17 protein-coding genes are annotated in these 20,285 nt (G+C 58.6%); 3 read left to right on the forward strand and 14 right to left on the reverse strand.

Annotated elements, in window-relative coordinates; translation table 11 throughout:
* Positions 1-28: 28 nt before the first annotated feature.
* Entirely contained in the window at positions 29-1,081 is a 1,053-nt protein-coding gene (gene mnmH / locus ACT2B1_RS07195) for a tRNA 2-selenouridine(34) synthase MnmH (RefSeq protein WP_481668841.1), read from the forward strand.
* Here mnmH and selD read toward each other — a convergent pair.
* The 7 genes from selD to ACT2B1_RS07230 are packed head-to-tail and all read right to left on the reverse strand — an operon-like array spanning position 1,072 to position 9,163.
* On the reverse strand, positions 1,072-3,231 hold the full coding sequence (gene selD, locus ACT2B1_RS07200) for a selenide, water dikinase SelD (RefSeq protein WP_481668842.1): 2,160 nt from the start codon (positions 3,229-3,231) through the stop codon (positions 1,072-1,074). The genes mnmH and selD overlap by 10 nt on opposite strands.
* Before the next feature lie 4 nt (positions 3,232-3,235).
* Positions 3,236-3,622, reverse strand: coding sequence for a Na+/H+ antiporter subunit G (locus tag ACT2B1_RS07205; RefSeq protein ID WP_171122014.1), 387 nt, complete (start codon positions 3,620-3,622; stop codon positions 3,236-3,238).
* Between the two features lie 7 nt (positions 3,623-3,629).
* On the reverse strand, positions 3,630-3,899 hold the full coding sequence (locus ACT2B1_RS07210; protein ID WP_171122015.1) for a K+/H+ antiporter subunit F: 270 nt from the start codon (positions 3,897-3,899) through the stop codon (positions 3,630-3,632).
* Positions 3,896-4,396 carry a Na+/H+ antiporter subunit E gene (locus ACT2B1_RS07215; RefSeq protein ID WP_174834509.1) on the reverse strand — a complete coding sequence of 167 codons (501 nt, stop codon included), beginning with the start codon at positions 4,394-4,396 and terminating at the stop codon, positions 3,896-3,898. The genes ACT2B1_RS07210 and ACT2B1_RS07215 overlap by 4 nt, the downstream gene beginning before the upstream one ends.
* The gene (locus tag ACT2B1_RS07220) at positions 4,393-5,937 is read right to left on the reverse strand and encodes a monovalent cation/H+ antiporter subunit D (protein ID WP_481668843.1); all 1,545 of its coding nucleotides are present in this window, start codon (positions 5,935-5,937) and stop codon (positions 4,393-4,395) included. Before ACT2B1_RS07220 ends, ACT2B1_RS07215 begins: the two co-directional genes overlap by 4 nt.
* On the reverse strand, positions 5,934-6,293 hold the full coding sequence (locus tag ACT2B1_RS07225; RefSeq protein WP_171122017.1) for a Na+/H+ antiporter subunit C: 360 nt from the start codon (positions 6,291-6,293) through the stop codon (positions 5,934-5,936). The genes ACT2B1_RS07220 and ACT2B1_RS07225 overlap by 4 nt, the downstream gene beginning before the upstream one ends.
* The gene (locus ACT2B1_RS07230; RefSeq protein WP_481668844.1) at positions 6,293-9,163 is read right to left on the reverse strand and encodes a monovalent cation/H+ antiporter subunit A; all 2,871 of its coding nucleotides are present in this window, start codon (positions 9,161-9,163) and stop codon (positions 6,293-6,295) included. Before ACT2B1_RS07230 ends, ACT2B1_RS07225 begins: the two co-directional genes overlap by 1 nt.
* Before the next feature lie 222 nt (positions 9,164-9,385).
* On the opposite strand from ACT2B1_RS07230, the gene ACT2B1_RS07235 reads away from it, so the two are divergent.
* Together ACT2B1_RS07235 and ACT2B1_RS07240 are read left to right on the forward strand one after the other, a co-directional pair.
* Positions 9,386-9,853 (forward strand): rhodanese-like domain-containing protein, encoded by a 468-nt coding sequence (locus tag ACT2B1_RS07235; protein ID WP_481668845.1) that lies wholly within the window; start codon positions 9,386-9,388, stop codon positions 9,851-9,853.
* Between the two features lie 2 nt (positions 9,854-9,855).
* Positions 9,856-10,671 (forward strand): CE1 family esterase, encoded by an 816-nt coding sequence (locus ACT2B1_RS07240; protein WP_481668846.1) that lies wholly within the window; start codon positions 9,856-9,858, stop codon positions 10,669-10,671.
* A 10-nt stretch (positions 10,672-10,681) separates the two neighbouring features.
* On the opposite strand, the gene mdoH is transcribed toward ACT2B1_RS07240, so the two are convergent.
* The 7 genes from mdoH to ACT2B1_RS07275 form a co-directional block, all read right to left on the reverse strand.
* Positions 10,682-12,550: a glucans biosynthesis glucosyltransferase MdoH gene (gene mdoH, locus ACT2B1_RS07245; RefSeq protein ID WP_481668847.1), complete on the reverse strand. Its 1,869-nt coding sequence runs from the start codon at positions 12,548-12,550 to the stop codon at positions 10,682-10,684.
* Positions 12,547-14,046 (reverse strand): OpgD/OpgG family glucan biosynthesis protein, encoded by a 1,500-nt coding sequence (locus ACT2B1_RS07250; protein ID WP_481668848.1) that lies wholly within the window; start codon positions 14,044-14,046, stop codon positions 12,547-12,549. The genes mdoH and ACT2B1_RS07250 overlap by 4 nt, the downstream gene beginning before the upstream one ends.
* Complete coding sequence (locus ACT2B1_RS07255; RefSeq protein WP_481668849.1) at positions 14,043-15,260, reverse strand: OpgC family protein; 1,218 nt, start codon at positions 15,258-15,260, stop codon at positions 14,043-14,045. Before ACT2B1_RS07255 ends, ACT2B1_RS07250 begins: the two co-directional genes overlap by 4 nt.
* Positions 15,261-15,294: 34 nt before the next feature.
* A complete protein-coding gene (locus ACT2B1_RS07260) occupies positions 15,295-16,665 on the reverse strand; it encodes a tetratricopeptide repeat protein (protein WP_481668850.1) in 1,371 nt (456 codons plus the stop codon).
* 182 nt (positions 16,666-16,847) lie between these two features.
* Positions 16,848-18,032 carry a CaiB/BaiF CoA transferase family protein gene (locus tag ACT2B1_RS07265; protein WP_171240050.1) on the reverse strand — a complete coding sequence of 395 codons (1,185 nt, stop codon included), beginning with the start codon at positions 18,030-18,032 and terminating at the stop codon, positions 16,848-16,850.
* Positions 18,019-19,638 carry a thiamine pyrophosphate-binding protein gene (locus tag ACT2B1_RS07270; protein ID WP_481668851.1) on the reverse strand — a complete coding sequence of 540 codons (1,620 nt, stop codon included), beginning with the start codon at positions 19,636-19,638 and terminating at the stop codon, positions 18,019-18,021. The genes ACT2B1_RS07265 and ACT2B1_RS07270 overlap by 14 nt, the downstream gene beginning before the upstream one ends.
* A 78-nt stretch (positions 19,639-19,716) precedes the next feature.
* Positions 19,717-20,175, reverse strand: a complete 459-nt coding sequence (locus ACT2B1_RS07275) for a DUF302 domain-containing protein (protein ID WP_481668852.1) — start codon at positions 20,173-20,175, stop codon at positions 19,717-19,719.
* Positions 20,176-20,285 lie beyond the last annotated feature (110 nt).

Here is a 20,285-nt window from a genome sequence, read left to right on the forward strand (position 1 = left end):
ACCGGGCAGGGCGGGTTAGACCGCTGACATGGTTCTGAAATTTTCCAACCTGCCCGAACTCTATGCGCATGGATTTGACACGGTGATCGACGTGCGCAGCCCTGCGGAATTTGCCGAAGATCATTTGCCCGGTGCAATAAACCTGCCGGTGTTGGACAATGAAGAACGCGCAAGGGTCGGCACGATATACGTTCAGCAAGGCCCCTTTCTGGCGCGAAAGCTGGGCGCGGCATTGGTGTTTCGGAACGCGGCTAATCATATCGAACGCAGCCTGTCCCACCACGTAGGAGGGTGGAAGCCCTTGGTTTATTGCTGGCGCGGCGGGCAGAGGTCAGGGTCGTTTACTTGGATGCTGCAGCAAATCGGCTGGCGAGCCGAAGTTGTCGAGGGCGGTTATCGCACCTATCGCAGGTTGGTGAACCATTACCTGTATGATGACCCGTTGCCCCACCGATTGATTGCGCTGGACGGGTATACGGGTACCGCAAAGACCGAATTGCTGGCCAAGCTCGGCGCGTGTGGCGTTCAGGTGCTTGATCTTGAAGGGCTGGCAAATCACCGGGGGTCATTGCTGGGTGAAATGCCCGGAGGACAGCCCAGCCAGAAGGCCTTCGAATCCGCGTTGGCAGCCAGTTTGTGCCTGCTGGATCCCGCCCGTCCGGTGGTGGTGGAAGCGGAGTCTTCGAAAATCGGATCGTTGATCTTGCCTCCAACCATCTGGTCCGCGCTTCGAAACGCGCCCCGTATTCAGATCGCTGCCCCGATTGAGGCACGCTCGGCCTATCTGGTGTCGGCCTATGACGACGTGTTGTCAGATAGTGACCGGTTGCGGGATCGGCTGTCTCCGCTCCGGTTTCACCGGGGCCACGATATTGTGGATGGGTGGTTGTCGTTGATCGACGCAGGCGACAAGAAGGCTCTGACCCGAGCCTTGATGGAGCAGCACTATGACCCGGCTTATGCCAAGTCCAGCCGGGCGCGCAAAGCGCCGGTCATCGCCCATGTCGATGTTCCTAGGTTGGACGACGCGGGACTGGACAGTGCGGCGGCACAGGTCCAACAGGTTTTGGATCAGCTTTGAAGGCGCAGACCGGATGTTTCGGTCATTTGGCCAATGACAACTGCGGGGTATCCCGCCTCACGTAGCGTCGTACAGGTTTGATGAGCGTGATCCGGGGAAACGGCAGCCAATAAGCCCCCGGCGGTTTGCGGGTCGAACAGCAGGTCGATCTTGCCGCCGGAGGGCAATTCGGGCGCCAGCGCGCGATTGTCATTGAACAGCGTGGATCTGACGCCGCCTTCGCTCAGTTCAAGTGCGCCGGTCATGATCGGGATTGCATCGGGGGCAAGGGTTGCCCCGCAGCCTGATGCTTCGCAGATACCCAAAAGGTGCCCTGCGAGGCCAAACCCGGTTACGTCCGTCATGGCATGGGCGTCGGCTAGAATGCGCGAAGCTGCATCCTGCGGCTGGGCCATCTGTTGAAATGCCTTTGTGACCCACGCTCCGTCCGCCGCGCCAGCCATTTCAGCGGCCATCAGAATACCGCTGCCCAATGGTTTGGTCAGGATCAGGGCATCACCGGGGCGTGCACCGGCAAGCGTGATCGGGTCGCGCTCACACAGGCCGGTCAAGGTGAAGCCGATGGTCAATTCGTCCCCCATGGAACTGTGGCCACCTACAATTTCAGCTCCGGCTGAACGGATAACGTCGTTAGCCGTCGTCATGACCTCGACCATCGTGCGGTGCTGCAAGTCCGGGGACATCCGGGGCAAAATGATTGTGGCCGTTGCAGCTTGCGGTGCAGCTCCCATCGCCCAGATATCACCAAGGGCGTGCACGGCGGCGATCCGAGTCATCAGGACCGGGTCGAGTGTGAAACCGCGAAGGTGATCCGATGTCATGACCTGCCGTGCGTTTCCGGTTAGCAGAAGGGCGGCGTCGTCATTGGGCAACGGCGTCACATCTGCGCGGTCGGGTTTGGGCAGGTTGCGCAGGGCGTCCCGCAACGCGCCCCTCCCGATCTTTGCGCCGCACCCCCCGCACATAGGTTTGTCACCGACCGCGCTTTCCATCCCAGCGGCGTGGTCGCGGGGCAGCGCAGGTTGTGTCATCTGAGGCAGGTTGCGGAATTTGTTCATGAATGTCTGGTCGATGTGGTCCTTCCATTTCCACATCAACGCACCACTGAACGAGGTGCCCAGACGTTCGGCCAGCGCGGACTTTCCGCCCAAAGACACCAGTTTCAGGTAGTCCTTTTGCGGGACATACCGGCGCAGTTTTCCCGCGCCAAGGGCTGCGCGCAAGTTATTGAACAGAATGGGGGCTTCTCTTACTGCATAGACGCCTGCCTTGGGTCTTGGGCTTTCGGTCAGATGCGCGCAATCCCCGGCGGCAAAGACAGCCGGGTCACTGGATTGAAGGTGCCCGTCGACCTGAATAAAGCCGTCTTTCAAATCCAGCCCTGTCTGCGCGATCCACTCATGGGCGCGGGCACCGGCGGCACCGGTTACAAAGTTCGCCGGAATCTGACGCCCGTCCTCAAGCAGCACATGATCGTTTGCAATCCGCGTGATGGTCGCGCCTTCGATGACTTCAATGCCAAGGCCGGACATCGAGCGCCTTATCGTCGATGCGGCTTTGACCTGCGTTGCGGTCAGGGCTTGGGCATTGTCGATCAACGTGACCTGCGCGGGTCGGTTTCTGGACTTTAGGGCATGGGCCATTGCCATGACCAATTCGACGCCCGCAATACCGCCGCCAATAACGACCACCGCAGCAGGGCCGCTTTGGTCGACAAAATCGCCCCATTTGGCTGCAAATGGCCCCAGCGATTTGGCTGGGGTCGCGTGTTCGGCGAAGCCCTCAAGTCGTGGCATGTCCGAGGTGATGCCCACGTTGACCGAAGCCACGTCAAACGTGATCGGAGGGCGTCCGGGCACATGCACATGTCGGTCATTCAGGTCAATTCCATCCACGGCCCCTAGAACGATGCGCGCACCTGCGAACCGGGCCAGCTTGACCAGATCGATATTCAGCTCGTGCCTGTCATAATGCCCGGCGACAAACCCCGGCAGCATGCCCGAATACGGTGCGGTCGGGCCGGGGTTGATCACCGTGACCCGAGCGCCCGGCAGCGGGTCCATCCCCCATTTCCGCAGCAGCAGTGCGTGGGTGTGACCGCCGCCAATAAGAACCAGATCGCGGGTCAGGGGCAGCGGAGGTGTATTCATATCGCTAGTTCGCCGTATGGTCCGGTACGTCTTCGACCTGTTCGACGGCGTGGGTGGCCCAAAGCCCGTCCTCGCCCGCGTCTGGCAGGTTCTCGGGTTTTTCATGGCGGTGAATGTGCCACTTTGCAATGAACAGGGCCGTGATCGGGGCTGTCAGGAACAAGAACAACGTGATCAGCAGCTCATGCAGGGACAGATGATTTTCAATCAGAACTGAGTGGATGATCGAAGCCACAAGAACGCCGCCCACCCCCAGAGTCGTAGCTTTGGTCGGCGCATGAAGGCGCGACATCGGGTCTTTCAGTTTGATCATCCCGTAAGAGCCCACGAACCCGAAAATCCCCGAGACGACTAGAAAGAAGGCGATCAAAAACTCGAAAATGAATGCCATGCCGCCCTCACTCGATAATATTGCCGCGCAACATGAAACGCGCGTAAGCCACGGTTGAGACGAAGCCCAGCATGGCAATGATCATGGCGGATTCGAAAAAGATCTCGGTCCCCAGGGATAAGCCATACAGGATCAGAAGGGCGATGGTGTTGATCACCATCGTATCCAACGCCAGCACACGGGTGCCGACGCCGTCTGCTGTGATGATCCGCCAAAGGCACATCATGATGGCGGTTCCGAAGCACGCAAAGGCAAACCAGATGGCGTAGTCGATCATTCGAAAATCTCCTTGAGCCGGCGTTCATAGCGCTGCTTGATTTGATCCCGCACCGCATCGGGGTCGGGGGCGTCCAGGCAATGAACCAAAAGGCAATGACCTTGCGCTGACAGATCGCTGCTGACCGTGCCCGGTGTCATTGTAATGGTGCCGGCCAGAACGGTTATGGCCTCGGGCGTGCGTAGTTCCAGCGGTACGCTGATCCAATTGGGTTGGCGGTCTGCATCGCGTTTGAACAGGATGATCCGGGCGACGGTGACATTGGCCACGACGATATCCCAAAGTACGACCAGAATATACTCTACGACCATAGGCCAATTCCGCAGTTTCGGGCGATCCGGCCAGTAGGGTTGCGTGACGAATGGGATGATGATCCCTAAAATCAGGCCGAAGACCAACGAGTTCAGCGAAGGTTCGTTCGCCAGCAGAACCCACACAACCGTCAAAAGAAACGTCAGATGAGGGTGCGGAAATATCCGGTGCAGGAGTCTTATCATTCTTCGCCTCCCAAAACGGCTGAGATATAGTCTTCCGGGGTAAACAACTGCTGGGCCGTGCTGCTGGCGTATTGCAATGCAGGACCAGCGAATAACGTCAGCATGACAAGGCCAAGAACAAGCGTAAAGACGGCAGTGAAGGCAAGACCGGGTTGCGGTTCTGGCGCCGGAACTGCGTCAACCCCGTCTTCGTTTTCTTGGTCCGCTTCTGGGTTGTGCTGGGCGCCATGACTTTTCCAAAAGATCAGCGACCCGGCCCGCGCCAGCCCGACAATCGTGACGAATGAGCCGATCAGGATTACGGCCCAGATTGCGTTTGCGTCCCGTGCATCCCGCGCGGCGTCCAGAACCAACAATTTGCCGACAAAGCCGGATAGCGGCGGCATCCCTGCCAACGCGATGGCCCCGACAAAGAACAGGGCTGAAATCAACCCGCTCTGCGGCATTGGGCGCGTGGGGGCAATCGCTCCGCCACGACGTTCCATCACCAGATCCGCTACCAGGAACAGCAGGGCGGTCGCTAGGGTCGAATGGTAGATATAGTACAGCGCCGCAGTTGTAGCGGTTTCTGTGAACAGCGAAATGGCAACCAGCAGCGTTCCCATCGATGCGATGGCGCAAAAGGCCACCATCCGCGCGATATGCTGCGCGCCAAGGATGCCGATCGTGCCCACCGCAAGCGTCACCAGAGCAGCCGGTTGTAGCCATGCGCCTACCAGTCCTTGCGTCGCTTCTACCTCGGGGCCGAAGCCCAGCGTGTACATCCGCAGGATCGAATAGGCCCCGACCTTGGTCATGATGGCAAACAGTGCTGCGACAGGCAGAGGGGCGTTCGCGTAGCTGGCGGGTAGCCAGAAATGCAGAGGCAATACCGCGGCCTTGATACAGAACACCAACAGCAACAGCACCGCGCCGACCCGCAGCAGGGCCGTGTCGTCGGCCGGTAGCTCGGCCACGCGTACAGCCATGTCCGCCATGTTTAGCGTACCGGTCACAGCATAAAGCGTTCCCAGTGCGAACAGGAACAGGGTTGATCCCAGCAGGTTATAAGCGACGTATTGCACGCCTGCCTTCAGACGCACCGCCCCGCCGCCATGGGTCATCAGGCCGTAAGAGGCGATCAGCAGAACCTCGAAGAAAACAAACAGGTTGAAGGCGTCGCCAGTCAGGAATGCGCCGCACACACCCATCAATTGAAAGTGGAACAAGGCATGGAAATGTTTGCCCCGGTCGTCCCAGCCCGAGGCGATGGCATACAGCACAATCGGCAGCGCCAGCAGGGCGGTCAGCAGTACCATCATGGCCGACAGTCGGTCCAGAACCAGAACAATACCGAACGGCGCGGGCCAGTCGCCCAGTTCATAAACCTGAATGTCTCCTCCCGCCGCCTGTGCAGTAATGGTCAGGGCAATCCCCAGCAGACCAACAACCCCGGCGACCGAGAAGATGCGTTGCAGGTCCAGATGATACCGCAGGACCATGATAATAAACGGGGCCAGAATCGCAGGAAGGACGACCGGCGCTACGATCCAGTGGTTCATGCGTCTTCTCCCGGCGCATCCACGCTGTCTTGCGCGGTCATGTCGATGTGGTCATCTCTGGACGACAGGTACGCCGACAATGAGATCATGACGATCACCGCCGTCATCCCGAACGAGATCACGATGGCCGTCAGAACCAGCGCCTGTGGCAGCGGATCGGTATAGGGAACGTCTTCGTATTTGTTCAGGACAGCAGGAGCGTTCAGCGCCAGCCGTCCGGTGGCGAACAGGAATACATTCACGGCGTAGGTCAGCAAGGACAGGCCCAGAATAACCGGAAAGGTTCTACGGCGCAGGATCAGGAAAATCCCGGCGGCGGTCATGATGCCAACGGCTGAGGCGACAAGCGCTTCCATCAGGCTTGCTCCTTTTCTTGTTCTTCTTCCGGGGGATTATCCCGCAGCGGGTTGATATCCATCGGGAATTCCTGCGCCATTCCGGGCTGCCAGGCAAACCGTGACAGACTGTCCAAAGCCAGCATGACAGCGCCCAGAACCGCCAGGAAAACGCCTGTGTCGAAAAGCATCGCCGTGGCCCATTCGAACTCTTCCAGCGGTGGCCAGTGCAGATAGCCGAAGTCGCTGGTCAGGAAGGGGCGTTCGTTGAACCACGCACCCAGACCCGTTGCGGCTGCGATCAGGACACCCCAGCCGATTGTGCCGTGATAATAGAACCGCTGCCGTTCAATGGCCCAAGTGTATCCGCTGGCCATGTATTGCATCAGGTAGGCGATGGCGACGATCAGTCCGGCGATAAAGCCGCCTCCGGGCTGGTTGTGGCCGCGGAAAAAGATATAGGCCCCCACCATCAACGCAATTGGCATCATCATGCGCGTCACGACCACCATCATGAGAGGGTGTAAATCACCCGATTGTGGCCAGTGCGGTTTGCGGTTCAGCAGATAGCTGCGGACATTCGTCCCCAATACGGATTCTGTCAGCGCAAAGATGATCAGGGCAGCAATCCCCAGCACAATGATTTCACCAAAGGTATCAAAACCCCGGAAGTCGACCAGAATCACGTTGACGACGTTGGTGCCTCCGCCTCCTTTGTACGAGTTGGCAAGGTGGAACTCGGAAATGGTTGGAAACGCAAAGTCACGCAGCATGAGCGCATAGATCAACGCGCCAGTACCCAGCCCTGCGACGACTGAAATAGCCGCGTCCCGCCAACGCCGCGTTGCGCTGCTGTCCCATGGTGTATCCGTAGGCAGAAAGTTCAGCGACAGCAGCAGAAGGATCATGGTCACCACTTCGACCGAGATCTGCGTCAGGGCCAAATCCGGAGCCGAGAGGTAGTTGAACGCCATTGAAACGATCAGTCCAACGACTCCAATCAGGACCAGCGACAGCAACCGGTTACGGTGGAACCACATAATCGCCAGCGTCGCACCCACCAGACAGATCCAACCGATGAACGGAATGAGTGGCGCAGGCAGGGCTTCGCGTGTCGCGACCCCCAGCGACCCGGTCGAATACGCATAGTATCCCAGTCCGAGCGTGAAGGCGATCAGGATTATGGCGTACCGGCTGATCACACCATTATGCAGCGCGTCTGTGACCCACCTGCTGAACACCGTGAATGCGCCAATGACATAGTCAAAGATCGCTTTGGCCTCGGGGCGGGGAAGGGCGTTCCAAAGCTGCTCGCCCCGGCGGTGAAGGGCCAGCAGGAACAGACCGCCCAGCGTTGCAACAACGGACATGTAAAGCGCAGGCGTAAAGCCGTGCCACAGCTTTAGCGAGTAGTAGGGCAGTTTCTCGCCACCAATCACCGCGCTGGATACAACGGCGACCAGTGGCCCTACAATGGCCGCAGAATACAGGCCAATCAGCACAACAAGCACCACAAGGAAAGCCGGGGCCAGCCATAGCCCGACCGGAGGATCATGTGGATGGGCCGGGTAATCGCTCCGCTGTGGGCCAAGAAACACATGGCTGACGAAGCGGAATGAATATGCGGCAGAAAACAGCGCCGCCAGCAAAGCAAGACCCGGCACCAGGTAGTGTGAGTTCAACCAAGTGGTGTGAACGGTTTCTTCCAGCATCATCTCCTTGGACAAGAAGCCGTTCAGGGGCGGTAGCCCTGCCATTGACAGTGCTGCAATCGCTCCGATGGTGAAGGTTATCGGCATAAGCTTTCGCAGACCGCCAAGCCGCTTGATGTCGCGGGTTCCCGTCTCGTGATCGACAATGCCTGCGGTCATGAATAGCGCGGCCTTGAAGGTCGCGTGGTTGATGATGTGGAACACGGCTGCGACGGCTGCGAACTTGGTGCCAAAGCCCAGCAACATCGTCACCAGCCCCAGATGTGACACCGTTGAAAACGCCAGCAGCGCCTTCAGGTCATCTTTGAACAGAGCGATGCAGGCACCGATCAGCATCGTGACCAACCCTGTTGTCGCGACAATATAGAACCACGCATCTGTTCCGGCCAGAACCGGCCACATTCGCGCCATCAGGAAAAGCCCGGCCTTCACCATTGTGGCAGAGTGCAGGTAAGCCGAAACCGGTGTCGGTGCAGCCATCGCATGGGGCAACCAGAAGTGAAACGGGAATTGGGCCGACTTGGTGAAACACCCCAACAGGATCAGGATCAGCGCAGGCAGATAGTGCGGCGACGACTGGATCAGTTCTTTGTTCTGAAGAATGACGCTCAGGTCGTAGGAGCCGACGATATTGCCAAGGATCAGCATCCCCGCGATCATGGCGAGCCCGCCTGACCCCGTTACCGCCAGTGCCATTCTGGCCCCTTGGCGCCCTTCGGGAAGGTGTTTCCAATAGCCGATCAGTAAGAATGAGCTCAGCGACGTAAGTTCCCAGAAAATAAGTAGAAGAAGGATGTTGTCCGACAAAACGATACCGACCATCGCGCCCTGAAACAGCAGCAGGTACGTGTAGAACTGCCCCATCGGATCTTCGCGTGACAGGTAGAACCGGGCGTAGAGAATGATCAGCAGACCGATGCCCAGGATCAGCAGGGCAAACAGAAAACCAAGACCGTCCAGCATGAAATTGGCGTTCAGCCCAAGGCTGGGAATCCAATCAAACCGAGCGGTCACGACATCCCCCCGCATGACCGACGGGATGTGGATGAGCAAACCCATCAAGGCCAGAAACGTGGTCAGCCCCGCGGCGGATGCAGCTGCGTTTCGTCCCGCCCTGATAAGAAGGGCTGGAAACACAGCGCCGAGAAAGGGAAGGGCCGCGATGAGGAATAGGGACAAGTGCGATACTCCGGTCTGGGCGGTCAAAATTAGTACTGATTTTGTAAGGAAATATTTCCGACTGTCCAGCTATTGCAAGTTTTGCACTTTGTCCTACCCCTGCATTCAGGGCGAAGTTTTGTGCGGGAAAATGACGCGATCTTGATTGGCGCGTCTATTTTCGGCGCGGAATTGAAACTGGGACTGTGATAAACCCGTCTTGCCGGTTTAGGAGTATGCGACGTGGCAGGTGAAACAGCTAGAACACGCAGATGGGTCGTGCTTGGCACGGTCGGCGTCGTGGCAATAGGGTTGGCGGTCCGCGAATACCGGCTGATCCCTCCTGTTTACGCGGGTGGGCAGCTTGGGGTTCGGGACGCGCACCAACAGGCTGTATCAGGTGAGATATTGTTGCTTGATATCCGCACGCCACGGGAATGGGCGGCGACAGGCGTCGGAGAAGGGGCGGCAACGCTGGACATGCGCCGGGAGGATTTTGTCGAGGTGTTGGATCAATTGACCGACGGCGACAAGACCACGGCAATCGCTTTGATCTGCGCGCGTGGTGTCCGGTCAGCCCGGCTGAGTAACCGCCTAAGTGAGGCCGGGTTTGAGAAAATTATCGACGTTCCCGAAGGTATGCTTGGGTCCGCTGCGGGTCCGGGCTGGCTGCGTACGGGCCTGCCTTTGGTTGACTACGAAAAGGAATAGCTATGATCCGAACGGTGACATTGGCACTTGGCCTTTCGCTTGCGGGTCAGACCGGCCTTGCCGCCTGTGCTGATCAGGACGGGATGTGCGAAACGGCCTCGGGTGAGTACCACATCGAACTGCCACAGGCCGAAAACCCGCCGCTGGTGGTTTTTCTGCACGGCTATGGCGGCACCGCAACGGGGACTTTGAAAAACCGTAGGATGGTCGACCCTCTACTGGCCCGAGGCTATGCGGTCATGGCCCCCGAAGGGTCAGAGCGAAACGGACGCCAAAGCTGGAATTTTTTCCCCGGATGGGAAGGCAGGGACGAGACCGCATTCCTGACCGAAGTGGTGCAGGACGCCTCGGACCGGTTTGGTGTTGATGCCGACCGCGTGGTTCTGGGTGGGTTTTCGGCCGGGGCCTTCATGGTCTACTATCTGGCATGCGCCGCGCCCGAGACATTCTCGGCCTATGTGCCGGTATCCGGCGGGTTTTGGCGGCCCCATCCCCAAAGCTGCGAGGGAGCGGTGCGCCTGTTTCACACGCATGGCTGGACCGACAATGTCGTCCCGCTGGAAGGCCGCATCCTTGGTGGAGGCCGCTTTCATCAGGGCGATATTTTTGCCGGGTTGGAAATATGGCGCGTAGCCAACGAATGCGCAGACACCAAGCCAACCGGTTTTTCCACAACCGGCCAATTCATGCGCCGTCACTGGAGTGGTTGCGCCGATGGCAGCGCGTTGGAATTCGCGCTTTTCCCCGGGGGGCACAATGTGCCAAAGGGGTGGTCCGATATGATGGTTGATTGGTATGAAGGCCTGCCGGGAGGCTGATCAAAGCCCATTACTCGGCAGGTGTCATGACGCCCTTGCCCTCGATCAGACGCTTCAATTCATCCCGGTGTCGACGGGCCGACCGGGTGATTGCGGGTTCCTGAATGTCCTCTTTCATACCGACCATACGGCGCGCGGGTGCAGATGAAACACCGCTGAGCGCCGATAACGGAATGGCAAACGCCAGGCTAATGGCAATTGGAGCCAGCCAGATCGACACGAGGCCCGACAGAATGCCAACACTCAGGGCGACGCCGCTGATGGTTTCCAGCGCATGGCACAGGATCAATGTACGCAACCCATAGCTGCCGCCATCGCGCGCCTGTGGGGACCAGCCTTTTTGCACACCAAACGCTGTACGGAAAACGGCGATCATCTGCTGCACCATAAGGATCGGAGCATAGAGGATGGACAGGACCACCTCGGCCAGAAAAGAGGTCAGGAACTTGGAACCGCCACCAAACTCGGAATAGCGCATACCGCTTAGGGGCAGTGCCAGAACGCCAAGCACTTTGGGGGCCAGTAGCATGGCGTACATGACCAAGATAATCAGGACGTGACGGGTTTCCGACATTTCAGGCCACTGCGGGAACAGAGGGTTATCGGGGCTGAAATAATGCAGAACCGACGCGTCTTCGCCCTGACCGATAAGCGCCCACATGACCAGTAACGCGAACCAAAGCGGTGACATCAGGTATCCAACAGCACCGTGGAACATGTGGAACCGCGATACGGCCCGGAACCCGGCAGAATCCAACAATTTCAGGTGCTGCAGGTTGCCCTGGCACCAGCGCCTGTCCCGCAATGCGTGATCAATCAGCGTCGGCGGGGTTTCTTCGTAAGATCCACGGATGCGCGGCAGGAACCGCACGCCCCATCCGGCGCGGCGCATTAGCCCAGCCTCGACGAAGTCGTGGCTCATGATCAGCTTTTCCTGACCGCTGAGCGTCCGTAGTTTTGGCAGACCCGCACAATTGGCAAAAGCCTTGGTGCGGATAATGGCGTTGTGACCCCAATAGTTGCCCTCTTGCCCGCACCAGCGGGCCAGCCCTTCGGCAAAGGCGATACCGTAAACCCCATTGGCGAATTGCTGCATGCGGGCAAAAACCGACTGCGCGCCGATCAATTGAGGATAGCTCTGGATCAGGCCCGCGCCGGGGTCGCGCGCCAACGAGTCGGTCAGGCGCAGGATTGCCTGGCCCGTCATCAGGCTGTCTGCGTCCAGCACCAGCATCGCGTCCCAATCAGCACCCCAGCGACTGACCCAATCGGCAATGTTTCCGACCTTGCGGTCCGTGTTCTGTTCACGCCGACGGTAATAGAGTTCCAACCCCGGCGCGAGCGTGGTGCGCAACGCTTCGATACTGGCTTGTTCCTGCGCGGCAATTTCGGGATCGCGGGTGTCGGACAAGATGAACATGCCATAGTGATGCTGACCACCTTGCGCGCGCAGGTCTTCCAGCATCGTCCGGGCATTCCCCAGAACATTCCACGGAACCTCGTTATAGACAGGCATCAGCAGAGCAACGCGCAGCGGCTGCGCGCGATCTTGCCGTTGCGGCGGTTCTTGCCGGGACAGCGACACCATGCCCAGCAATACAGTGCAGACCGTGAAAGCGATCCAGAAGAAATTAAAGGAAATTAGGGTTAGAAGGATACCTTCCACCAGATTGATCCCTTCGGCCGCAAACCAGTCCGCCATCACCCATAGCAAGCCCAGCGTCGCAACCATTGCGGGCGAGAACACAAGCGCACGCCAGAAGCCAGCCGAAGGACGCTGGCCGCCCGGGACTTGTGCATCGCGGAACCCTGCGCGGAAATTCTGCGCTAGCATCGCCAAAGGGGTCTCAGGCGGCATGATATGCAAATCGCTGCTCATATGGTCCAACGGTACAGCCAGACCTCTGAGGCCGGTTGTTTGTCTTTCATCAATTGCGCACGCAGTTCGACGTGGTTGCGTTCACCGGGTTGGAACGAGAATGCCAGCCGCAACCCACCCGTATCGGGGTTACGCTGCAATACACCATCCGAGGTTTCGGCATGGGGCGAGTCCACGAAGATGGTCATCGCCTCGGGATCATCGAACAACTCGCTTGGCTCAAAGTCGATGACAGCCAGACGTCCGTCGCCAAAGGTGTTGTCCCCCATCGCCGTGTTGATCACGCGCGGCATTGGGGTCCGCTGTGGTTCTTCGCCCCAGATCAGGCGATAGGACAGGTCGACCTGACTGCCTGCCGTGTACGGCTCCATTGGCCGCCAATAGGCTACGATGTTGTCATAAATCTCTTGATCGGCCGGAATTTCAACCAGCGTCACCGTGCCCTTGCCCCAGTCGCCGTTTGGTTCAACCCACAGGCTGGGACGTTTGTGGTAATTGGCCTCAAGATCGGCATAGTCCGAGAATTCCCGCTTGCGCTGCATCAGGCCGAAACCACGCGGGTTCATGTCGACGAAAGAGGAAATCTGCAAACGGGTAGGGTTGGCCAATGGCCGCCACAGTACCTCGCCGGCGCCGTTGCGGATCAATAGCCCGTCGCTGTCGTGGACGGCGGGGCGGAAGTCGTCAAAGCGGCTGTGGTTGGTTTGATCGAACAGGAACATCGACGTGCCCGGTGCGATCCCTACATGAGTCAGGTCCTCGCGCGGGAACAGCGTAGCTTCGACATCCATCACGCAATCCGCACCGGCGGTGACGTTGAACCGATAGGCACCGGTCAGGCTGGGGCTGTCCATCAGGGCGTGCACAACCATGTTGCGCTGGCCGGGTTCAGGGCGTTCCAGCCAAAAGCGGATGAATTCCGGGAACTCCTCGCCGTCCGGGTCGCCGGTTTTCAGGGCAAGGCCACGCGCGGACAGGCCGTAAACCTCGTGCAGGCCAATGGCGCGAAAATAGCTGGCCCCTTGCCAGACGCAGAACTCGTCTGTCTCGCCGGGGCGGTGCATTTCGGTCCGCAGGCGCAGGCCAGAAAAGCCCAGCGTATCGTCGATGGGCAGTTGTGGCACGTCTTCGGACTTGTCGAACATCGACAGGTCAAAAGCGACCGGCGTGGCCATGCCATCCTCGACCGTGGCCACTTTGACAGTGCGGGGGAAGTAAAGGCCGGGTGTGAAGAAATCGACGTTAAACGGCGTTTCGGTTTCGTACCACAGCGCGCGATCTAGACGGAACCGGATCGAGCGGTATTGCTGATAGGTCAGGTCCTGCCATTCCTGCGGGACCATTTCCCGTTCCGCAAATGGCCGACTGGCCAGATCGCGGGCAAGCGCGATCACGTCTTCGCGCTGAAATGGAACTTCACCACCTACCGCAAAGGTCGCCGGGGCGATTGCAAGCGCCGAGGTTGAGGCCAGAAATGCGCGACGTGTGAAATTCATTTTTTCGACTTCCAAGGTTGTGACTTAAACCAGGCGGCCGTGTAAGCGACGCCGATGATCATGGCAAAGCCAATCATGTTTGCGGCAAACACGCTGGCAACATCCCGCCCACTCAGGTCCAGTCCGACGCCGATAAGTCGTGCTGCTGCCATTGAAAATACAAAGACAGCCAGTGACTGCTGCCCAACTTTGGTGATGACGGTCAACAGGAACTGCCAGACCCGCGCGGCAGCTCCGTGCCCGGTCGCGATCAGGCGGTGACCATGCTCACCGGCGACGACCCAGCCCAGATAGGCTAGCGACAGGAAGTGAATGTAACGGAAGAGGCCGAATTCCGTTTTGTCGCGGAATTCCTTGGTGACGGGCCAGACTTTGCGGATTTCGTTGGCAAGGTCAGGGGCTGCCGCATTGATCCACATAAACACTTTCCAGGACCCGAAAGGCATTGACAGGATCAGGAATAGCGCCGCTGCCCAGATCAACGTTTTCGACACAGGCGGGGCAGGAATCCAGCCTCGCATGAAGGCAAAGCCAGTGAAGAACAGCAACTGCCATCCAAAGGGGTTGAAAAACCACTCCCGTTCCGACCACGGTTCGGCGGGCAGGGCCAGCGCACCCGTCTGTGCAATGAGCCAGATCGCTATGGACGTGGCGGCAACGGCCCAAAATCCAACCCGATACAAGCCCATGAACACGGGCATAAGGGCCAGAACCACTAGATACATCGGCAGAATGTCAAAGTAGTTCGGCACGTAAGTCAGCGTGAACAACCCTACCATTTGCGGGGCCGGGTCATTGAAGAAATGCTGCAGGTTCAGGGACGAGATGTAGGTTTTCTCGAAAAGCCCGGTCTGATCCAGTGCAGCCATCGACATGGCCACGAAGAAGAACAGGCAGATATGCGCCCAGTATACCTGCCAGATGCGGAAGGCGACACGCGCCGTGCCCATCCACCAGCCTTTGCGCAAAAAAGCACCGCCAAATGCGATGGCCGAGGCCATGCCCGAGCAGAACACAAAAATCTCGGTTGCGTCCGAGAACCCGAACCGCGCGGGAATCCACTTGGCCCAGGGGTCGTTTGGGATATGGGCGATCAGGATGATAAACATCGCGATGCCGCGATAGAAATCCAGGCGCGGGTCGCGCACGCGGGCAGGGGCGGCTGCTTTGGCCGCCACAGGCGCAAAATCAGAAGCGGGCGATGCTGTCGCCATACGTGTTCTGTCCTTCTTTGGTCTTTTGTTTTTGTTATTCAGCCGGAACGCTTTGTGCATCCCGATCATCGCGGGCCGCGTCGATCAGTGCGCGGCGCGCAAGGGCGTAATTGTCCTCGCCACCGGCCCGTTTTGCGCGGCGGTCATCCAGAATGCGCTCGACTGCATCTAGACGCCCGGCGCGCAGGCCGGAATCAATTGTGATGCGCTCGAATACATCACGTTGCGCGTGACTGCCACCTGCCAGTTGCATTCCGTCACGTGCATTGGACAGGAAATCAAAGGCTTGACCATAAAGCCCCTCGCCGAAGGCTTCCAGCCCCTTGGCCGCCGCGATCCCCGGATCGGACATGCGGATCGGGGTGTCACCCTGATTGCGCTGGGCGTCTTTCTGGATGCGTTGCAGCATCTTGCCGGTGGCCTCGGGGCGCTTGTCGCCAGTGAGGGCCAGCAAATAGTGCAGATCGGCGAAGATCAGGCAACCATCCTCGGTGCGCGCGGCGCTGAGATCGGCCAGTTCTTCCCAGCGGTTGCCAACATTGACGCCCTCAAGCTCAAGCCGGGATAGCAGAGAGGTGGCGTTCGAGATGTCGCGGTAGTCGTCGGTTTTGTCCTGACGGATATAGTTGTCATACAACTCCATCACCTGATCGACCTGACCCAAATCCAGATGCATCAGCGCCTTGTGCCACCAGACGTGGTAGCGGAAGTTGTTGCAATGGGTCCAGGCGTCCTCGCGTCCGGCCAACCAGTCCAGACCCAGTTGTGCATTGCCTGTCATCTCATGCACATGTGCGACGGCGTGCAGGCCCCATGCATCGTCGGAGGCCATCCACAAGGCCTGACGACCTGCGATCTCGGCTTTTTCATAGGCGCCCGTTTCTTCCAGCGCGAAAGAGTGGCAGCCCAGCAGATAGCCGCGCCCCGCGTGATCAGGTTCATACGCGGGCATCACTCTTTCGATGGATCGGCGCATCCCGGCGGAGTCACCTAAAACAAACCGGGTGGCATGGCTGAGCTTCATTGCAAGCGTATCTTGCGGATGCGCGCGCAGGATGTCCTCGAACTTCTGCACAGCGTGCGAAGGCAGATCGGACAGGTAAAGCTCCAATGCATCAACATACAGACGTTCGCGGTCTGTGACTGGCTGACGCTCCATCGCGGCTTTTGCAGAGAACAGCGCGTCGGTTGCAACAGGCATCATCTCGCGCCGCCCCAAGAGGACCATGAACAAGCCTTTGACCGCGTGACCCAGCGCAAAGTCGGGCTCAAGTTCCAGGACAGCGACCAGGTGCTGCGGGGTGACCGCCGCGTGCGCCATAAATCCTAGCAGCACCCCGTTCCATGCTTCGACGCTTGTCGGGTGGCTCAGAGTGTTCATCTGTCCGAAAACGTCTTGTTTCATGCTCGTGGTCCGATCCAGTTTTGAATATGTTGCTCTATTCGACTTACCAGAGACTCTAGCGGCGTCGTATCAGTATCGACCAACCTCTCGAATTGGTGAAAGGCTGTGTGCCTAAAACGTGAAAAAAACCGCCGATTCAACGGCATGTTTCAGCAACATGCCGCCTAATTCGGCGTTCTGTTTCAATCTTTGAACGGATTTTCAGCGTTCAGAACATCCTGTGTGTCCGCCCCAAAGACCGGGGGAGCGGCACGATATGTAACCGGCGTGCGCGAGAAATTGAGCGGATTTCCGATCAGTTTCACTTCGGCTGGATCGGCCTGCATTGCAATCTGCATTTGCCGCGCCGCGACCTGTTCGGTGTCAAAAACCTGATCCATTGTCTGCACGGGGCCGACGGGCACTTTGCGGTTTTCAAGCTCGGATATCACCGTTTCAGTATCAAGGGATCGAACGGCGGGGCGAAGTATTGCGTTCAGCGCATCCCGGTTTTCAAGACGCGAAGGGTTCGTGGCAAACCTCGCGTCATCGGCCAGTTCGGGGCGCTCGACAAAGTCGCAGAAACGCCTGAACTGGCTGTCATTCCCGACTGCCAGAATGACGTGGCCGTCTGACGTTTCATAGACATCATAAGGCACGATATTTGGGTGGCCGTTTCCGCGCCGCTGCGGAACGTCGCCAGAGGTCAGGTAGTTGACCCCTTCATTGATCAGCCACGCAATCTGAGCATCCACAAGCGCAAGGTCGATCTGCTGGCCTTCTCCGGTTAAGTCTCGGTGACGCAGCGCGGCCAGAATGCCAACAGTTGCGTACATCCCGCACATGACATCCGCGATGCCCACACCCACTTTCATCGGAGCGCCCTCGGGATCACCTGTCAGGGACATGATGCCGCCGTAGCCTTGCGCCATTAGGTCATAGCCGGGTTTTGACGAATTGGGGCCCGTCTGCCCATAACCCGAAATGGAACAATAGACGAGGCCGGGAAGATCTTTGGACAACGCCTTGTAATCCAAGCCGTATTTTGCCAGCCCCCCGGGTTTGAAGTTCTCGATCAGGATATCCGCATATGAGGCCAGTCTTTTGATCTCGGCCTGACCCTCGGCTGTTGCGATGTCTATGGCGACGGATTTCTTGTTGCGGTTGGCCGACATGAAATACGCGCTCAGGTCCGAGGGGTTTCCATCGGCGTCCGCCACATAGGGCGGCCCCCATTGGCGCGTGTCGTCGCCCTTGGTTGCTGGGTTTTCGATCTTGATCACGTTGGCGCCCAGATCCCCCAGAAGCTGAGTGCAAGTCGGCCCTGCAAGGATGCGGGACAGGTCCAATACCTTTACGCCTTTCAGCGGGCCTTCAGATACGGCCATCATAGCCTCCACGGTCAATTTCTGCGGCAATCACAGTGAATGTGTCAGATTTCATCGCCGCGTCCAGTGCTGCGCGCAATTCGGAACGTGTGCGAACCGTGTGGCCGCTGCCGCCAAATGCGCGGCCCATTGCCGCAAAATCGTGTCGGTCGAAGTCCACACCTTTGTTTCCCATCTGACGTTGCCGCTGTTTCAACTCGATCAGGGCAAGGCTTGCGTCCACGAAGATCAGAAAAATGGGGTTACCGCCCATTTCGGCGGCGGTCGAAAGCTCTCCGGCGACCATCAGGAATCCGGCGTCCCCCGAAAAGCTGATCACGGGGCGGTCGGGCTCTGCCAGTTTTAGACCGATCGCCATCGGCACGGCGCACCCCATCGTGCAAAGGGCCGAAGATTGGATCAACCCGCGTTCCTCGGAACATTCCCACATCTGGCTGAGAAGGATTCGATGGGCCCCGCTATCTGCCGTGGCTAGTGTTTCCGGTGGCAGTGCAGCGCGTGTTTCAGCGATAACGGCTGCCGGTCCCCACTCATCATCAGCCGGAAAGGCCTGTAACAATGTAGACTTGACCTTGTCCGGTTCACCGCCGGGCCAGGTTTTGCGGGCGGGGTTGCCCTTGGCAATCGCTTCAAGTGTCGCGCCTGTATCGGCCACCAAATTCAACCCGGCCTGATGCATGTAGTGGTCATTAACCACGGCCGAGATATCAATGACCCGCTTTTCATCTGGGTCCCAAATCTCGCGCCAGCCGGGGCGCATTTCGATTGGGTCATAGCCCAGACACAAAACCAGATCAGCCTGTTCAACCAACGGCACCAGATGCTTGTCGGCCAACGGTGACAGACCCGCGCCACCCAAGCACAGGGGGTGATCTTCGGGGACGACGCCCTTGGCCTTGTAGGTGGTGACGAATGGAATGTCGAAATGTTCCAGAAACGCCTGCACGACGTTGCGCGAGTCATCGTAAAGAACATCAAGCCCGACAATGGCAATGGGGCGTTCGGCCTCGGTGACCCAGCGGCGGGCTTTCTCAATGCAATTCCCTTCGGGCGCGACCGCACCGGGTTTGGTAAGTCGGCGGCGTTTTACGCCCGATACGCGTGTATCCGCGACCGAGATGGGCACATCAATATGCACCGGACCGGGGCGGGGCTGGTTGGCCAGCGAGACGGCCTTGTCCGCAATGATATCCGCGCCCTTTGCGGTGAGCGTAAAGGTCCCCTTGGTGATCGAGTGATAGACCTGCGCGTGATCCATGACCTGATGGGTATAGGTCAGCGCCTCATCCGCGTCGACGCACCCGGTCAGAACGATCATGGGCACCCTGTCCTGCAAGGCGTTGGCAACCACATTGATCCCGTTCATCGCTCCGGGGCCGAGTGTTGCGACAAGAATTGCAGGCGCGCCGTCGCGGTGATGCACAGCCTCAGCCATGAATCCTGCTGCGTTTTCGTGTTTGGTCAGGTGAAAGGTGATCCCGGCCTGTTCCAGCGCGTCCACCAGTGTCAGGACTTCGCCGCCCGGCATGCCAAAGGCGTGGCGGCACCCGGCCTCATAAAGACGTTCGGCCAGAAGGTCCGCAGCGCGGGGCGAAAGGTCCTGCATCAGTCGTGCTCCGAAAATATGTTTCAAAGCAGATTGCGGAGGACGGCCCCGGACGCAAGGCGGATCACGCCAGTGTGACTATTTGACTGCGGTTTCGGCTATGGACTGAAACTTTGTATCCAGATCAGCCGCGATGTTTCGCAACGGTTCGCCGCCTTCCAGCAGATAGGGTGAAAAAACAAAGCTGGGTGTCTTGTAGGACAAAGTGGCGGTGCCATCGGGGTTTTCTGTCACATAGAACCGGATCGGGGCCTCGATCATCGCGTTCACTGACGTTTCAAGAACGCGTACCGCGTAATCATTGTTAAAGACACCAATGACCCGGTTGCCGGGAATGGTGATCCCACGTGCTGCGGCAGCCTGTGTCGGCCCGGCCTGAGTGACCAGGATCAACCCGTTTTCCTTCACGGCGGCTTTTGTGTCTGTCAGCAGGTCCTCGTAGGATTTCTGCGTTGGATAAACGGCCCATCCTGACGGCGCGTCGTCTGCCCAGGCAGGCAAGGCCAAGAACCCCAACGCAAACAAAGCAGCTTTCATAATAAGTCTCCTACGAAATACCCGAACGCGTCTTGCAAGAAATAGAACAGGCTTCGGTCGCAATACTGCGCGCATTCCAAACGGATTAACAGTTCAGAACCTAAGGGATC

Source organism: Ruegeria sp. S263, from assembly GCF_056780525.1.

Bases quoted from the DNA above. Each gene is read 5' to 3' on its own strand.
- ACT2B1_RS07260 (WP_481668850.1), bottom strand. From the start codon at position 16,665: ATGAAACAAGACGTTTTCGGACAGATGAACACTCTGAGCCACCCGACA.
- mnmH (WP_481668841.1), top strand. From the start codon at position 29: ATGGTTCTGAAATTTTCCAACCTGCCCGAACTCTATGCGCATGGATTT.
- ACT2B1_RS07250 (WP_481668848.1), bottom strand. From the start codon at position 14,046: ATGAATTTCACACGTCGCGCATTTCTGGCCTCAACCTCGGCGCTTGCA.
- ACT2B1_RS07220 (WP_481668843.1), bottom strand. From the start codon at position 5,937: ATGAACCACTGGATCGTAGCGCCGGTCGTCCTTCCTGCGATTCTGGCC.
- mdoH (WP_481668847.1), bottom strand. From the start codon at position 12,550: ATGAGCAGCGATTTGCATATCATGCCGCCTGAGACCCCTTTGGCGATG.
- ACT2B1_RS07270 (WP_481668851.1), bottom strand. From the start codon at position 19,638: ATGCAGGACCTTTCGCCCCGCGCTGCGGACCTTCTGGCCGAACGTCTT.
- ACT2B1_RS07275 (WP_481668852.1), bottom strand. From the start codon at position 20,175: ATGAAAGCTGCTTTGTTTGCGTTGGGGTTCTTGGCCTTGCCTGCCTGG.
- ACT2B1_RS07255 (WP_481668849.1), bottom strand. From the start codon at position 15,260: ATGGCGACAGCATCGCCCGCTTCTGATTTTGCGCCTGTGGCGGCCAAA.
- ACT2B1_RS07210 (WP_171122015.1), bottom strand. From the start codon at position 3,899: ATGATCGACTACGCCATCTGGTTTGCCTTTGCGTGCTTCGGAACCGCC.
- ACT2B1_RS07265 (WP_171240050.1), bottom strand. From the start codon at position 18,032: ATGGCCGTATCTGAAGGCCCGCTGAAAGGCGTAAAGGTATTGGACCTG.
- ACT2B1_RS07205 (WP_171122014.1), bottom strand. From the start codon at position 3,622: ATGGCATTCATTTTCGAGTTTTTGATCGCCTTCTTTCTAGTCGTCTCG.
- ACT2B1_RS07215 (WP_174834509.1), bottom strand. From the start codon at position 4,396: ATGATAAGACTCCTGCACCGGATATTTCCGCACCCTCATCTGACGTTT.
- ACT2B1_RS07240 (WP_481668846.1), top strand. From the start codon at position 9,856: ATGATCCGAACGGTGACATTGGCACTTGGCCTTTCGCTTGCGGGTCAG.
- ACT2B1_RS07225 (WP_171122017.1), bottom strand. From the start codon at position 6,293: ATGGAAGCGCTTGTCGCCTCAGCCGTTGGCATCATGACCGCCGCCGGG.
- selD (WP_481668842.1), bottom strand. From the start codon at position 3,231: ATGAATACACCTCCGCTGCCCCTGACCCGCGATCTGGTTCTTATTGGC.